Here is a 15896-nt window from a genome sequence, read left to right as displayed (position 1 = left end):
GAAATGTGATGATGCCCGACGATCTTGTCGCCAAATACGGCGATGCACGGCTTCCGCGTTACACGAGTTACCCGACGGCGCCGGCTTTTTCACCAGCCGTCGGACCGGATGAATATGCCGCCGGCCTTGCTGAAATCGGAGAGGCCGGCCCAGTCTCGGTCTATCTCCACCTACCTTACTGCCGTTCGATGTGCTGGTACTGCGGCTGTCACACGACCATCACCCGGCAGGATGCTCCGGTCGTCGAATATCTGGATGTGATGAGCCAGGAGATCGAGCTCGTCTCCTTTGCCGCCGGCAACGACGTGCCCGTCAGGAACGTGCACTTGGGCGGCGGCACGCCGACAATCATGAAACCGCAGGAATTCTCCGCTCTGATGGCAAAGCTCCGGAGCGCCTTCGCCTTCGAAGCGGATGCCAGCGTCGCAATCGAGATCGACCCGCGCACATTGGCCGCCCCTATGATCGATGCGCTCTGCGAAAACGGTGTGGATCGCGCGAGCCTTGGTGTCCAGAGCTTTGATCCGGTCGTGCAGGCGGCCATCAATCGGCTGCAGTCCTTCGAGCAGACGGAAATGGCGCTCACCGGACTGCGCTCGGCAGGCGTGACAAGCATCAATTTCGATCTGATCTATGGACTGCCGAAGCAGACTGTCCGATCCTGCGTGGAAACAGTTCGCCTGGCCGCGGAGCTGCGTCCCGAACGTTTCGCCGTTTTCGGTTACGCCCACATACCCTCCTTCAAGAAGCATCAACGTCTCATCGACGAAGCATCGCTGCCAGACGCGAAACAGCGCAACGAGCAGGCGGAAGCCATCGCCCAGGAGCTTCAGCACGCCGGATATGTGCGTATCGGGCTCGACCACTTTGCCTTGCCGGAGGATCAGCTAGCGCGCGCCGCGCGCAACGGCACGATGAGACGAAACTTCCAGGGCTACAGCACGGATGACTGCGATAATCTCATCGGCCTCGGCGCTTCCGCGATCGGCCGGCTACCGAGCGGCTATATGCAGAACCACGTGCCTCTGGGTCTCTACGCCGAGCGGATTGCCTCTGGCGTCCTGCCCACCGCCAAAGGCTATCTTCTCAGCGAAGAGGACAAGCTTCGGGCCAGGATCATCGAAAGGCTGATGTGCGATTTCGAGGTCGACCTGGGAAGTGTGAGCAGCGGAACGGGTTTCGACACCGGCTTCCTTGTCGAGCGCAACGGCCGTCTCGGTGAGCTGATGGCCGACGGCGTCGTGACAATGATCGGCGAGCGGATCGTCGTATCCCGGGACGCACGCTTCATGGTCCGTGCCGTCGCGGCGGCATTCGACGCTTATTTCGGCTCGCACGGACGCACGCACAGCAAGGCCGCCTGACCTGCATCAGAGTCTGGCCGGAGGTGCCGATCCAGCCACTCCGGCCTGTTTGTTCATGCCCTTCAGGCGTTCAGGTTCATAGATCCCGGGCAGCCTGCGCCAGCACCGTCTTCGCGCCTGTCACGGCAATAGAGATCGCCGCCCGGTCCCACAAAGGTGATCTATTGAACATGACGAATTGCAGCGGGCGACGGAAGCCATGGTTCACCGCCGGCGAAGGCAATGCGGTTTCTCCATCGTGCGGGATGGCGCGCGAGTGCGGCCATCCGTACCGGTCATTGATTACTGGGTGAGATGGGCAAGATCGGCGTCGAGCCGCTTGCGTACCAAGTTCGGCACCTTTGCCGTCTTGATGGCTTCGAGATTGGCCGGGCTGTCGCCGACCTGGATCAAGGCGACCATGCCCATGCCGACATGCGGCGTGCATTTCAGGACATAGGCGCCGGCAACATCGAATTTCGCCTGATACTGTTCGTTCGGCTTGGATTTGAATTCGGCGACGCCATCCGGAATGAGGCCCTTGAAGGTCTCGACGTTGTGGCTCTTATCGGTAGGGATGAAGGTGACAGTGTCGCCGGGGGCGATCTTCAAGAAGCCGGGCTCGAACACCATTGCGCCGTCCGTGCCCTTGTTAAGCATCTGAACCTGGTGGTCGGCGGCCATCAAGGGGGCTGCCGAGGCAACCAAGGCTGCCGCTGCAGCGATCAGACCGAATTTCAAACGCATGTGCAATCTCCTGTTCTGCGAGGCTCGATCAGCCCCAAGGAACATGTTTTAAGAGATGCTGAGCCGTGCTCTTTGACCCCCGTCAAACTCAGGAAAAAAGCCCGCGATCAGGTTGGCAGTTTGTCAGGCACCATGCCAGGAATGCGCTTGCCTTGCTCGAACAAGCGATGCTGCGCCAGTTGCCGGGTGTCAAATGGCGCGCGACCTGCCGGAGCCTACCGGTGAAGGGTCGGGCGATCAGCATGAACGGGAGGCGTTCACTTCGCGTCGAGAAGCTCGCGGATCTTCAAGGCCAGCTCTTTGGCGGTATAGGGCTTGCGCAGCCACTGTGCGCCGGGAACCGTGCCTTTTTCCGCAAGACCCGGCTCGGAATATCCCGACGTGAACAGAACCGCGATGTCGGGCTGCATAACGCGCACTTCCCGTGCGAGTTCGTCACCGGTGATCCCGCCCGGCATGACGATATCGGTGAATAGGAGGGCGACGTCGGCGTTTTCCCGCAGGAGTTCGAGTGCGCGGTGGCCATTTTCGGCTTCACGCACCGTGTAGCCCATTGACCCGAGCCTGGCGACGGCCACGCGGCGGACGCGGGCGTCATCCTCCACGACCAGCACCGTTTCGTCACCGCTCGGCAGCTGGCTCTCTCCGCTGTCATGATCCGGCGCCGGCTCTCTGGGCTTCGCCCCGTTGACCGCAGGCAGATATATCCTGACTGTCGTGCCGCGATCCACCTCGCTGTAAAGCTGGAGATGTCCGCCCGACTGCTTGACGAAGCCATAGACCATACTGAGCCCGAGACCCGTGCCCGAGCCGACTTCCTTGGTCGTGAAAAAGGGTTCGATCGCACGCTTCCTGACCTCCTCGCTCATGCCCGTGCCGGTATCCGTCATGGCAATAAGAACGAAGTTGCCGCTGCGCACCTCTGGGTACATCTTGGCATAATCTGCGTCGAGATGGACGCGCGAGATCGTCGTCGTAAGACTGCCGCCCCTCGGCATCGCGTCCCTTGCGTTGAGGGCGATGTTCAGAATGGCGTTCTGGAGCTGTGAGCTGTCGACGAGCACGTCGAGGCCCGACCCGTCAATGACGGTCGACAGCTTGATATCTTCGCCGAGCGTCCGCCGCAGCAGATCCGAAAAGCCGCTCACGAGCTGACCGAGATCGGCATGCTTGGGGTTCAGCGGCTGCCGGCGGCCGAAGGCCAGCAACTGCCCGGTCAGAATCGCTCCGTCCTGCGCGGCGGACTGGGCTTCCTTGAGAATGTCGCGAAGACTGCCGGGCGGCAGCTTGTCCTCGATCATTTCGAGGTTGCCGCTGATGACGGTCAGGAGATTATTGAAGTCATGCGCAAGGCCTCCGGTCAGCTGTCCGATCGCCTCCATCTTCTGCGCCTGGCGAAGATCCTCCTCGATCCTGAAGCGGCTCGTCAAGTCGCGGACAAAACCGGTGAAAATCCGCTCGCCGTTGGCCGTCGCCTCTCCAACGTGCAGTTCCATGGGGAATTGTGAGCCGTCGGCCCGCTGTCCGGTTACCACGCGCCCGTAGCCGATAATGCGCTTCTCGCCAGTTTCGATATAATGGTCGATATAGCCGTCATGCGCCTCACGGTAGGGAGTCGGCATCAGGTTGCTGACGTTACGGCCGCAGATCTGATCCGCTGGCATTCCGAACAGCTTTTCGGCAGCCTTGCTGAACGACAGCACGGTTCCCTTGTGGTCGATCACCACCATAGCATCAGGTACCGTTTCGAGGATTGAACTAAGATGCGCCTCCCGCGACTTGACCGCCTCCTGAGCCCGCCTCAGGGCGCTGACATCGCTGTTTGTCTGTATGACGGTAAGCTCGCCGTCCGGCAGGCTGACCAGCACGCAGCGGGATGCGACATGGATCTCGTGCCCGCTCTTATGGCGATGAATGATTTCGCCCTGCCAGAAGCCGCGCGATTTCAGCTGGTCGCGGATGTTTTCCGCCGGGTCGGGAAACTTCGTCGCCAGAAGTTCGTGGACCTTCTCGCCGACGGCTTCCTCTCGTGCCCAACCATACATGTTCTCGCAGCCGATGGACCAGTGCGTGATCGTTCCGTCGAAACGATGAACCACGATATCTGCTCCGTCGAGCACGTGCACCATGGCATCCAGCTCCTGCGGCGATGCGGTTCTCGGTGACACGAGACGGTGAGGCATGAATGTTGACCCTGCGGCTTGTTGCATCAGTGCAGCTTGACCCTATGACAGGAATCCTCAGAAAAATCATCAGCGTCGCCGGATAGCTGCACCAGCCGGGCGAGATTGACGATCCGCAAGTCGTGCCTGCCCTCGGGGATGACGACGTTGCGCGACGCCAGTTTGGTGATCGTGCGGGACACGGTCTCGATGGTGAGGCCGAGATGATCCGCAATGTCCTGGCGGTTCATGGGAACGCGCACCAGGCCTTGGCGCGGCCGCAGGTTGCGGCGGGACGCAAGCTTGACGATGAAGCTGCAGAGGCGCTCCTCGGCATTCTTCTTCGACAACAGCACCATCTGTTCATGCGCGGCGGCCGCCTCCTGGCAAAGCAAGGAGATATAGGCCGGGACGAGCGCTTCGGAGCGGGCGACTTCTTCGTGAAAGCTCTTGCGCGACATGCGCCGGATCTTGCATTCGGTCACGGCCTCCGCCGTGAAAATGAAGTCGTTCTGCAACGAGGCGCCGATGAGATCGCCGGCGAAATGAAAGGCGGTGATGACCCGGCGGCCCTCGCCGATGATGCGATGCAGGCGAACGACGCCTTCTTCCACCTGGAAGAGATGTTTCGCCTGGTCGCCCTCCCAGCAAATCGCCTTGCCGGCTGCGACGGGCTCCGCCGCCGAGCTCAGGAAGAGCGAAGAAAGCGATTGGCCGGCAGCAATTGCTTCTACCGTTTTCTCGGCATTTTCGAACGCGTGGTTGTTCTGCATCAGCATCGTCGTGTCCCTCGTGGCAGTGGGCGCAGTAGAAAGCTGCTGCGTCACAGGGGGATGAGCGGACGGTGCCAAAGGGTGAAAGAATGTAACAGTGTGTAACAGCGACGGTTCATCCGCGCATGGGCGTCCCATGTTGATGTAGATCAAGGAGCTATCGCCCCCTTCGTGACAGTCCTGCCTCGAAGTAAGAAAAAGCTGGCCGCGTCGCGGTCGTCTTTGCACTGGGGACGACATCATGAATTACACGACAGAAACGATGATGCTCGCCGTCGCGGCGTTTCTAGCGCTGCTCGGAGCCGCATTCGCACACGATCATCTCTTTGCGGTCCATATGGGCATACTCAGCTTCTGCCTCGTCGCCGGGACCCTGCTCCTCGTCAGGCAGGTCGACTTCGCACCGGCGGACCAACGGCGGAAAGCCGACCTATCGGGCTATTTCGACGAGGTGATCCGTTACGGACTGATCGCCACGGTCTTCTGGGGCGTCGTCGGCTTCCTCGTCGGTGTGGTCATCGCGCTGCAGCTGGCCTTTCCCGACCTCAACATCGCGCCCTATCTCAATTTCGGGAGGTTGCGGCCCATCCACACCTCGGCGGTCATCTTTGCCTTCGGCGGCAACGCGCTCATCATGACGTCCTTTTACGTGGTGCAGCGCACCTGTCGCGCGCGGCTCTTCGGCGGTAGCCTCGCCTGGTTCGTCTTCTGGGGCTACCAACTCTTCATCGTCATGGCGGCGACGGGCTACGTGCTCGGCATCACCCAAGCCCGTGAATATGCCGAGCCCGAATGGTATGTCGACCTGTGGCTGACCATCGTCTGGGTCGCCTATCTCGCCGTCTATCTCGGAACGATCCTGAAGCGCAATGAACCGCATATCTACGTCGCGAATTGGTTCTATCTCGGCTTCATCGTCACCATCGCGATGCTGCACGTGGTCAACAACCTTGCGGTTCCGGCCTCGTTTCTCGGCTCCAAGAGCTATTCTCTCTTCTCGGGCGTCCAGGACGCGCTGACGCAATGGTGGTATGGCCACAACGCCGTCGGCTTTTTCCTCACCGCCGGCTTCCTCGGCATGATGTACTATTTCGTGCCGAAGCAGGCCAACCGGCCGGTCTATTCGTACCGGCTTTCGATCATCCATTTCTGGGCCCTGATTTTCATGTATATCTGGGCCGGTCCGCACCATCTGCATTACACGGCGCTGCCCGACTGGGCCCAGACGCTCGGCATGGTTTTCTCGGTCATGCTCTGGATGCCATCCTGGGGCGGCATGATCAACGGCCTGATGACCCTTTCGGGCGCCTGGGACAAGATCCGCACCGACCCAATCATCCGGATGATGATCGTCGCCATCGCCTTTTACGGCATGTCGACCTTCGAGGGCCCGATGATGTCGGTCAAGACCGTCAATTCGCTCAGCCATTATACCGAATGGACGATCGGCCACGTGCATTCCGGCGCGCTCGGCTGGGTCGGGATGATCACCTTCGGGGCGATTTATTACCTGACACCGAAACTGTGGGGACGCGAACGCCTCTACAGCCTGCGGATGGTCAACTGGCACTTCTGGCTAGCGACCCTCGGGATCGTGGTCTACGCCGCCGTGCTCTGGGTTGCCGGCATCCAGCAGGGTCTGATGTGGCGCGAATACAGTTCCCAGGGCTTCCTCGTCTACTCCTTCGCAGAGACGGTCGCGGCGATGATCCCCTACTACGTGCTGCGCGCTGTCGGCGGAACGCTTTATCTGGCGGGCGGCCTCGTCATGGCCTGGAACGTGTTCATGACGATCCGCGGCCGCCAGCGCGACGAAGCAGCAATCCCGACCACTTTCGTGCCCCAGGCACAGCCTGCCGAATGAGGTGAGACATGGCATCGATACTTGATAAACATAAGATCCTCGAGAAGAACGCGACGCTTCTTCTGGTCGGCTCGCTGCTCGTCGTCAGCGTCGGCGGCATCGTTGAAATCGCACCGCTGTTCTACCTGCAGAATACGATCGAAAAAGTGGAAGGAATGCGTCCTTACACGCCGCTGGAGCTCGCAGGACGCAACGTCTACATCCGTGAAGGCTGCTATCTCTGCCATAGCCAGATGATCAGGCCTTTCCGTGATGAAGTCGAACGCTACGGCCATTATTCACTGGCCGCAGAATCCATGTACGACCACCCCTTCCAGTGGGGATCCAAACGGACCGGGCCGGATCTCGCCCGTGTCGGCGGACGTTACTCGAACGAATGGCATGTCCAGCATCTCGCAAATCCGCGCGCCGTGGTGCCGGAATCGATCATGCCGGGCTACGCCTTCCTCAACGAGCGGGAAGTGACGGTCAAGGATGTCGGAATGGACCTCAAAGCCAACGAGGACGTCGGCGTGCCCTACAGCGACGACATGCTGGCGAATGCGGAGGCCGACATGAGGGCTCAGGCCGATCCGAATGCGGACACGACGGCCCTGCTCGAACGCTATCCGAAGGCGAAGGTAGGCGATTTCGACGGCGACCCGGCCAGGCTGACCGAAATGGACGCGCTCGTCTCCTACCTGCAGATGCTCGGAACGCTGGTCGATTTCTCGACCTATGACGACGCGGCCGGCTACCGTTGAGGTGATCCATGGAAACCTACACTGCAATGAGACACTTCGCCGACAGCTGGGGCCTCTTGGCAATGGCGGCATTCTTCGTCGGCGTGGTCGTGTTCACCCTTCGCCCAGGCAGCAAGCAGACGGCGAAAGAGGCCGCCGATATTCCCTTGAAGGACGATTGAGATGTCGGAAAAACATATCGATGAACTGAGCGGCGTCGAAACGACCGGACATGAATGGGACGGCATCCGTGAGCTCAACAATCCCATGCCCCGCTGGTGGGTGTGGACCTTCTACGCCACCATTCTCTGGGCGGTTGGCTATGCGATAGCATATCCCGCTATCCCGATGATCACTTCCGCCACAAAAGGCTATCTCGGTTACTCCACTCGCGCGGAGCTGCAGGAGGATCTGGATCATGCCAAAGCGGCCCAGACACAGTTTCATGACCTCATCGCTGCAAAGACAGTGCGGGAGATCGACGCCGATCCTACCCTTCGAGAATTTGCCATAGCCGGCGGTGCGTCGGCCTTCAAAGTCAATTGCGCGCCCTGTCATGGCTCGGGGGCGAGCGGCGGCCCGGGCTTTCCAAATCTCAACGATGACGACTGGCTGTGGGGCGGTGACCTGGACGCCATCCAGGCCACGATCGTCCACGGTATCCGCTTCGACTCGGATGTCGAAACGCACGCTTCCGAGATGCCTGCCTTTACCGATGTTCTGGAGCCTTTCCAGATGCGACAGGTCGCCGCTTACGTCTGGGGGCTGACCAATACACCCTCGGACCCCGCTCTCGCGGAGGCCGGAAAGCAGCTCTTCCTCGACAACTGCGCCGCATGTCACGGCGAGGATGCCAAAGGCAAGGCGGATATGGGTGCGCCGGATCTTGCCGACGCGATCTGGCTGAAGGCGCGCGGCGAAGAAGCCATCATTCGCCAGATTGCCTCCCCCAAGCATGGCGTCATGCCCGCCTGGGCAGAACGTCTGGGGGACACGACCGTCAAGGAGCTCACCATTTTCGTTCATTCGCTTGGCGGCGGAACTTAAGGAGAGATAGATGACATCCCACGACCACAATCCGATCCTTGGTCTCTACGGCACACCGCGCGCCGCCATCCGGTCGCGTGTTTCGGCACGCGCCACGGCGATGCCTCCGCCTGCCGAACAGGACGATCCTGCAAAGATCGGCAATTCGATTGTAAGCTTGATCTGCCTCAAGGATCACAAGCAGACAAGCCGGTAGTTTCAACTCCTGTCGAGGACGTTCCAGCGGCGTTTCTCCTCCGCTGTCCTCCGGCCACGCCCTTTACCCCAGGGCGTGGCCATTTTGTTTCGAGAAGGTCAATTTCTTGATCTGCATCAAGGAACGGATGCGCCGCGGGTGGGACAAGAGCGGGCGAACACCGGACAGGTCCCCATGAATCTCTACACCGCCCCGGAACCAAACGACATCGAGCGTGTCATCGTCGAGCCGGTCAACGCCCGGCGCAATCGGCAGCCTCTCTATGCGCCGCGCAAGAAGATTTTTCCAAAGCGCGCCGAGGGCCGATTCCGCCGGTTCAAATGGATGGTGATGCTGGTCACGCTCGGTATTTATTACCTGGCGCCATGGATCCGCTGGGATCGTGGTCCCTACGCGCCCGATCAGGCAATCCTCGTCGACCTCTCCTCGCGGCGCTTCTTCTTTTTCTTCATCGAAATCTGGCCTCAGGAATTCTACTATGTCGCGGGCCTGCTCGTCATGGCGGGCTTTGGCCTCTTCCTCGTCACCGCCGCGGTCGGCCGCGCCTGGTGCGGCTACGCCTGTCCGCAGACCGTCTGGGTCGATCTCTTCCTCGTCGTCGAACGCGCCATCGAAGGCGATCGAAACGCGCGAATGAAGCTCGACGCCGGCCCCTTCACCTTCGACAAGCTGAGGAAGCGGGTGATCAAGCATGCGATCTGGCTGCTGATCGGCGCCGCCACCGGCGGCGCATGGATCTTCTATTTTGCTGACGCACCGAGCCTGGCGGCGTCGCTATTTGCCGGCAGGGCTCCTGCAGCGGCCTATGCGACGATCGCCATCCTGACCGCCACGACCTATCTGCTTGGCGGCCTCATGCGCGAGCAGGTGTGCACCTATATGTGTCCATGGCCGCGCATTCAGGGCGCGATGCTGGATGAGAATTCCCTGGTTGTCACCTACAATGACTGGCGCGGTGAGCAGCGCTCGCGCCACGCCAAGAAGGCCCAGGCGAAGGGCCTGACGGTTGGCGATTGCGTGGATTGCAATGCCTGCGTCGCGGTCTGTCCGATGGGAATCGACATTCGCGACGGACAGCAGATGGAATGCATCACATGTGCTCTCTGCATCGATGCCTGTGACAGCGTCATGGATAAGCTCGGTAAACCGCGCGGCCTGATCGCCTATGCGACGCTCAGCGAATATTCGAGCAACATGTCGCTTGCGACGGAGGGAGGACGGAAGGCCATCCAGGCCTCGAATGTTCGAAACGAAGATGGCAGCTTCATTCCGGCGATCCGGCATTTCGACTGGCGCATCATCTTTCGTCCGAGAATCGTCTTCTACGCCGTCCTCTGGGCATTGATAGGCATCGCCATGGTCATCCATCTCGCCTTTCGCGAACGGCTCGAACTCAACGTCGTCCACGATCGCAACCCTCAACATGTCCTGGAAAGCGACGGCTCCATCCGCAACGGCTACACGCTTCGCGTCCTCAACATGGTGCCGATGCCGCGGGATGTGACCATCACGCTCGTCGGGCTCGAGGGCGGCACCATGCGCATTCCCGAGTTCGGCAGGCAGGATGGCCGCAGCTTCACGGTCCATGCTGAACCCGACGCGGCCACGACGCTCAAGGTCTTCGTCACCCGCAAGCCCGACGGGGCCGAGATCAATGAATTCCTCTTCGTCATCGAAGATACGGGCCATTCCGACCGTGCGACCTATCGCGCGGCATTCAACGCACCGGGAGACGTGAAATGAAGGCTTCCCATCGAGGTTTTACCGGCTTGCACATGCTGCTTGCCACCTCGGCATTCTTCGCCGTCGTGATCGCTGTCAACGTCACCATGGCCGTCTATGCCTCATCCAGCTGGAGCGGCCTGGTGGTCGAAAACACCTATGTGGCCAGCCAGGAATTCAACGGCAAGGCGGCGGCGATGAAGGCGATGGCCGCCTCCGGCGTTGAGGGCGCTCTCTCCGTCAAGGGCCGCGCGATCCGCTACGACATCCGTGATGGCAAGGGCGCGCCTGCGATCATCGACGATGTCACGCTGAGTTTCAAACGTCCGGTCGGCGATCACGAGGATTTCCAGCTGACGCTCCGGAAAACAGGCGAGGGCCGGTTCGAAGCCGACCACGAGGTCGCCGGCGGCGATTGGATCGTCGAGGCCATATCGACAAGGAGCGGCGTGGTCGTCATGCATGAGGCCAAGCGCATCGATACTGCGGAGTTCGGGCAATGACCTGCTGCTCCATGGATACGGAAAGCGTGCTCGCCATCAGCGCAACATCCGCCAGCGCCGACGAAGTCCGGCTGGCAAGCCACCCGCTGGGGGCCGGCTTGCGCCAGCTCGACCTCAGTGTGCCAGACGTCCATTGCGGCGGCTGCATATCCGCCATCGAAAAGGCACTGTCGGCGCTTCCGTTCGTCAGGAAAGCCCGGGTCAATCTGACCGCCCGAAGGGTCAGCTGCATCTATCAGGAGGAACTCGACGAGTGCGCTACCGATCCCTCCGAAATCCTCGCGGCCATCAACACGGCCGGATACCGCGCGCATCTCTTCACGCCAGCGGCGCCTGAAAATGACCGGCTCCGGAACCAGCTGCTGCTGGCGATCGGCTTTTCGGGTTTTGCAGCTGCCAACATCATGCTGCTCTCGGTGTCGGTCTGGTCTGGCGCCGATGCGGCGACGCGCGACATGTTTCACTGGATCTCGGCGATGATCGCCGCCCCTGCGCTGGTCTATGCAGGGCGCTTCTTCTTCAAATCGGCATGGAGCGCGCTGAAACGCGGGCGCACCAACATGGATGTTCCGATCTCGCTTGCCGTGACGCTGTCCTACGCCGTCTCCCTGTGGGAGACCGTGCATCACGGCGAACATGCTTGGTTCGACGCCTCAGTTTCGCTGCTGTTCTTCCTGCTGATCGGCAGAACCCTCGATCACGTGATGCGGGAAAAGGCGCGCGCGGCGATCAACGGGCTTGCAAGACTGGCCCCGCGCGGGGCGCTGCTGATGATGCCGGACGGATCGCGCCGCTATGTTCCGGTGGAAGAGATCGCGGTGGGGGACGACATCTCGATCGCGGCGGGCGAGCGCATCCCGGTCGACGGCACGATCGTCAGCGGCGAGAGCGACGTGGACCTCTCCATCGTCACCGGTGAAAGCAGCCCGGTCGCCGTCGCCAAAGGCAGCGCGGTGAATTCGGGGGCAATGAATCTGACGGGCTCGCTCATCCTTCGGGCGACGAAAGTGGCGAGGGATTCACTTCTATCGGAAATCATCGGTCTCATGGAAGCCGCCGAAGGCGGCAGGGCTCGTTATCGCCGGATCGCCGATCGGGCCGCAGCACTCTATTCGCCGGCCGTGCACCTGTTGGCGCTGGTCTCCTTTCTCGCCTGGTTATTTTTCGGCGGCGACTGGAAACAGGCCATGCTGGTCGCGGTCGCAGTGCTGATCATTACATGCCCTTGCGCGCTCGGCCTTGCCGTGCCCGTGGTCCAGGTGGTCGCGGCGGGCGAGCTTTTCCGCAAGGGCATCATGGTCAAGGACGGGTCGGCGCTCGAAAGACTGGCCGCGGTGGATATCGTCGCCTTCGACAAGACCGGCACGCTGACGATGGGGCGACCCCGCCTCGTCGGGGTCGAAGCGGGCGACGCGGCCAATACTGCAATCGCCTGCGCATTAGCCGCCCATTCACGGCATCCTCTTTCCCAGGCGCTGCTGCGGGACATGGAGCAGGCCTCTTTACTCTCCTTCGACAGGATCGCGGAAATCCCCGGCGGGGGGCTGGAGGCCAGTAACGGAACGGATCTCTATCGGCTGGGCAACCGGGCCTTTGCCTGCGGAACCGACCTTGCGCCCAGCGCGGGCGACAGTCCGTTTTCGGAAGTGGTCCTGTCGAAGAACGGTGCCTATCTGGCCCAGTTCCTGTTTGACGATACGCTTCGCCCGGGCGCTGCCGAGGCTGTCCGCGAGCTCACTGCCGGCGGCCTTGAAACATTGATGGTATCAGGCGACAGGCAAACCGTCGTCGACAGCACGGCACAGGCCCTGGGCATCCACACGGCTCTGGGCGTCTTGGCGCCGAAGCAGAAGGTCGAGGAATGCCAGAGACTGAACGGCGAAGGCCGCCGCGTGCTCATGGTCGGCGACGGGATTAACGACGCTCCGGCGCTTGCCGCCGCCCATGTCTCGATGGCGCCCGCCACCGCGTCCGACATCGGCAGGCAGGCCGCAGACCTAGTCTTTTTCAACGATCGGCTCGATGCCGTTCCCGAAGCGATCGCCGTTGCGCGAAGATCCGCCAGCTTGATCCGGCAGAACTTTGTTCTGGCCATCGGTTACAACCTGCTGGCGGTTCCGATCGCGATCGCCGGACTGGCGACACCGCTCATCGCTGCGGTCGCCATGTCGACGTCGTCAATCATCGTTGTAACCAATGCACTGCGGTTGAATGCCTTCGGCAAACATTACCCCATGCGGACCGAAGCGCGAGCCGACGGGGAGGTGAAAACCGCATGAACATGCTGATCTATCTGATCCCGATCGCGCTGCTGATGGGGGGAATGGGCCTCCTGGCATTCCTATGGTCGCTGAAGAGCGGTCAGTACGATGACCTCGAAGGTGCCGCCTGGCGAATTCTTGTCGACGACGAGACCGAGCGGAAAAGACCTTGAGCCGTGTCCAAACCAAGACGAGAGGAAGATCGATGCTTGCGAAAAATTCCATACTTTTGCGGTCTGACCTGTTCGTCGGCCTCGACGAGGCGACGGTACGAGAATTGGCCGCCACGGCTCAGGTGCAAACCTTCGCTCCGGACGAGCGGATCATCGCCGAAGGCCAGCCGGCGTCGTACGTCTTTTGCGTGACGAGCGGATTCGTCCGGCTTTCCAAAGCCGAATCCGCCGGGCGCGAGGCAGATGTCTGCGTCTGCGAGCCCGGCGACACCTTCGGCGAATATCTTCTGTCGGGCGGCGGCGCCTACGCCTACAGCGCGTGTTCCGCCGACGGGGCGGAGGTGGCCTTGTTCGAACTTGCGAACTTGCGGGCTCTCGCCGACCGGTATCCCGTCATTCATCGCAACGTCATGCGGATCATGACCCGACATCTGCTTGGCGCAATGGATTGCATCGCTGGAGACCGGCTGCACACGGCCGCGCAGCGCGTCGCGAACTACCTCGTCAGCCGCTGCCCTGCCGCAGCCTCACAGGCCACGTTTCGCCTGCCTTACCGGAAAAGGATTCTGGCCGGCAAACTGGGGCTCGCGCCCGAAGCCCTGTCCCGGGCATTCGCCGCGCTCGTTCCCGCAGGCGTCGAAGTCAAAGGCAAGGTCGTGCTGGTCGACAGTGTCGATCTGTTGCGGAAGGCATGCTGACGACGTGAACAAGCCGGCAAAGCACGCCGCAATTTGCCGAGCGTCAATGTGGCGGCGGGAGCCACAGGAGATACGAGATGACGCGCAAGCAGAAGCGCCTTGCGGTGATCGCGGGTGGGATGAGTTTCATCCTTGCGGCGGTGCTTTTGGTGATGTTCGCCTTCAGCCAGTCGGTGGCTTATTTCTACATGCCGGCGGATCTGGCCAGGACGCCGGTGGCGCCGGAGACCCGCATCCGGCTCGGCGGCCTGGTAGGGGCGGGCAGCGTCGTGCGCGGCGCCGGTTCGACAGTGGAGTTTTCCGTCACCGACGGCAGCGCGAATGCGGTGAAGGTCAGATATACCGGCATCCTGCCCGATCTGTTCCGCGAGGGCCAGGGTGTGGTCACCGAGGGCATGTTTGCCGCTGGCAGCAATATCTTTACCGCCGATACCGTGCTTGCCAAGCATGACGAGACCTATATGCCGAAGGAAGTGGCCGACAAGCTGAAACAGCAGGGGCTGTGGCAGGAAGGCCAGGGGCAGGGGCAGAGCCAAGACCCGGGGCAGGCGAAAGCCCTCGTCGCACCCATCTCCGCCACCGCCGTCAATCCGGACGAAGTTCTGGCTCATCCGGCGCTGGAGGGCGCGCGCCCGGAGCGAATGTGACGGCGGTCATGAGCAAATTGATGAAGATCAAAGCGTTATGGAAGCCCGGTCTCTAGCATATCTCGAAGGATAATCATGATCAGTGAGGCAGCGACCATGCAAGCAAGGGATATAATGACCACGAATGTGGTTTCGATCAGCCCGGTGGTGAGTGTGCGCCATGCGGTCGCGATGATGCTGCAAAATCATGTCAGCGGCCTTCCCGTCGTCGACGACCACGACCGCATCTGCGGCATGGTGACGGAGGGTGATCTGCTCCTACGCCGGGAGGTCCGCTTTTCTCCCCGTCCGGCGCGGGCGCCGGAGCTGATATCCGAGATCGACCTCGAACGTTACATTGGCAGCAACGGATGGTGTGTGGCGGATGTCATGTCCCAGGACGTCATCGTCGCCCGGCCCGACAGCGAAGTCTCCGATATTGCCGAAAGCTTGCAGGTGCACCGTATCAAGCGGCTGCCGATCGTCGAAGACGAACGTCTGGTCGGGATCGTGAGCCGACGGGATATTCTGCGTGTCATTGCCGAGGCACCGACAAACGTATTGCCGCGGGGGGACGAGGCCATCACGCTGGCGGCGCGAACCCGGCTGAGATCGGATCTCGGTCTGACGCCGCAAAAAGTCCAGGTTTCCGTCCGGAACGGGCAGGTGACGGTCGACGGCCACGTGGAATCCGAGCTCAAGCGCAGGGCGATCAAAGTTCTCATCGAAGGCCTTGGCGGCATTGCCGGCTATAAGGATTGCCTGCTCGTATCGCCAGTTCACAACCTGGATTGAAGATTCGGTCGCTTTGGCGCGCCGTCACGCCGAAGTGACGAGGAGGCTTGCTCGATCTGTCAATCGAGCAAGCCATCTGTCAACTTCCCTGGTTGACACGGGAGCTCCCGACTCGCCCCGTGACACTACACTAGCCACAGGCTTCCTCATTGATGTAACGCAATCACGGCGCCCCCCGCGAAAGCACGCGACTTGCGCCGAACTTGACGGAGATCAAATACCGCCCGGCTGCCCCGATGTATCGCTTGACCTCGCAAAAGGGAG

At 61.3% G+C, this 15896-nt stretch carries 16 protein-coding genes; 13 read left to right on the top strand and 3 right to left on the bottom strand.

Annotated elements, in window-relative coordinates:
* Window positions 1–11: 11 nt before the first annotated feature.
* Window positions 12–1364, top strand: a complete 1353-nt coding sequence (gene hemN, locus J0663_RS29045; protein ID WP_207245948.1) for an oxygen-independent coproporphyrinogen III oxidase — start codon at window positions 12–14, stop codon at window positions 1362–1364.
* Between the two features lie 282 nt (window positions 1365–1646).
* On the opposite strand, the gene J0663_RS29040 is transcribed toward hemN, so the two are convergent.
* The 3 genes from J0663_RS29040 to J0663_RS29030 all read right to left on the bottom strand — a co-directional run bounded on the left by J0663_RS29040 (window position 1647) and on the right by J0663_RS29030 (window position 5031).
* Complete coding sequence (locus tag J0663_RS29040) at window positions 1647–2090, bottom strand: pseudoazurin (RefSeq protein ID WP_207245947.1); 444 nt, start codon at window positions 2088–2090, stop codon at window positions 1647–1649.
* A 257-nt stretch (window positions 2091–2347) separates the two neighbouring features.
* Window positions 2348–4273 carry a hybrid sensor histidine kinase/response regulator gene (locus J0663_RS29035; RefSeq protein ID WP_207245946.1) on the bottom strand — a complete coding sequence of 642 codons (1926 nt, stop codon included), beginning with the start codon at window positions 4271–4273 and terminating at the stop codon, window positions 2348–2350.
* Between the two features lie 26 nt (window positions 4274–4299).
* Window positions 4300–5031, bottom strand: a complete 732-nt coding sequence (locus tag J0663_RS29030) for a Crp/Fnr family transcriptional regulator (RefSeq protein WP_207245945.1) — start codon at window positions 5029–5031, stop codon at window positions 4300–4302.
* A 235-nt stretch (window positions 5032–5266) separates the two neighbouring features.
* On the opposite strand from J0663_RS29030, the gene ccoN reads away from it, so the two are divergent.
* The 12 genes from ccoN (at window position 5267) to J0663_RS28970 (ending at window position 15632) form a co-directional block, all read left to right on the top strand.
* Window positions 5267–6889, top strand: a complete 1623-nt coding sequence (gene ccoN, locus J0663_RS29025) for a cytochrome-c oxidase, cbb3-type subunit I (protein WP_207245944.1) — start codon at window positions 5267–5269, stop codon at window positions 6887–6889.
* Between the two features lie 8 nt (window positions 6890–6897).
* Window positions 6898–7632 (top strand): cytochrome-c oxidase, cbb3-type subunit II, encoded by a 735-nt coding sequence (gene ccoO / locus J0663_RS29020; protein WP_207245943.1) that lies wholly within the window; start codon window positions 6898–6900, stop codon window positions 7630–7632.
* 8 nt (window positions 7633–7640) lie between these two features.
* A complete protein-coding gene (locus J0663_RS29015; protein ID WP_017969139.1) occupies window positions 7641–7793 on the top strand; it encodes a CcoQ/FixQ family Cbb3-type cytochrome c oxidase assembly chaperone in 153 nt (50 codons plus the stop codon).
* 1 nt (window position 7794) lies between these two features.
* Window positions 7795–8658: a cytochrome-c oxidase, cbb3-type subunit III gene (gene ccoP, locus J0663_RS29010; protein ID WP_207245942.1), complete on the top strand. Its 864-nt coding sequence runs from the start codon at window positions 7795–7797 to the stop codon at window positions 8656–8658.
* Between the two features lie 10 nt (window positions 8659–8668).
* Complete coding sequence (locus tag J0663_RS29005; protein WP_207245941.1) at window positions 8669–8854, top strand: hypothetical protein; 186 nt, start codon at window positions 8669–8671, stop codon at window positions 8852–8854.
* Between the two features lie 174 nt (window positions 8855–9028).
* Window positions 9029–10597, top strand: a complete 1569-nt coding sequence (ccoG, locus tag J0663_RS29000) for a cytochrome c oxidase accessory protein CcoG (RefSeq protein WP_207245940.1) — start codon at window positions 9029–9031, stop codon at window positions 10595–10597.
* Entirely contained in the window at window positions 10594–11079 is a 486-nt protein-coding gene (locus J0663_RS28995) for a FixH family protein (protein ID WP_207245939.1), read from the top strand. The genes ccoG and J0663_RS28995 overlap by 4 nt, the downstream gene beginning before the upstream one ends.
* Complete coding sequence (locus J0663_RS28990) at window positions 11076–13358, top strand: cation-translocating P-type ATPase (protein WP_207245938.1); 2283 nt, start codon at window positions 11076–11078, stop codon at window positions 13356–13358. The genes J0663_RS28995 and J0663_RS28990 overlap by 4 nt, the downstream gene beginning before the upstream one ends.
* On the top strand, window positions 13355–13513 hold the full coding sequence (gene ccoS / locus J0663_RS28985; RefSeq protein ID WP_207245937.1) for a cbb3-type cytochrome oxidase assembly protein CcoS: 159 nt from the start codon (window positions 13355–13357) through the stop codon (window positions 13511–13513). Before J0663_RS28990 ends, ccoS begins: the two co-directional genes overlap by 4 nt.
* A 32-nt stretch (window positions 13514–13545) precedes the next feature.
* Window positions 13546–14211: a Crp/Fnr family transcriptional regulator gene (locus tag J0663_RS28980; RefSeq protein WP_207246239.1), complete on the top strand. Its 666-nt coding sequence runs from the start codon at window positions 13546–13548 to the stop codon at window positions 14209–14211.
* Window positions 14212–14288: 77 nt separating this feature from the next.
* Window positions 14289–14858: a cytochrome c maturation protein CcmE gene (ccmE, locus tag J0663_RS28975; protein ID WP_246590474.1), complete on the top strand. Its 570-nt coding sequence runs from the start codon at window positions 14289–14291 to the stop codon at window positions 14856–14858.
* Between the two features lie 96 nt (window positions 14859–14954).
* The gene (locus tag J0663_RS28970) at window positions 14955–15632 is read left to right on the top strand and encodes a CBS domain-containing protein (protein ID WP_207246245.1); all 678 of its coding nucleotides are present in this window, start codon (window positions 14955–14957) and stop codon (window positions 15630–15632) included.
* Window positions 15633–15896: the final 264 nt, after the last annotated feature.

This window comes from Rhizobium lentis, from assembly GCF_017352135.1.
GTDB classification, from domain to species: domain Bacteria; phylum Pseudomonadota; class Alphaproteobacteria; order Rhizobiales; family Rhizobiaceae; genus Rhizobium; species Rhizobium lentis.
Note: the sequence above shows the minus strand (reverse complement) of the source record. Positions and strands in the feature narration are given on the sequence as shown.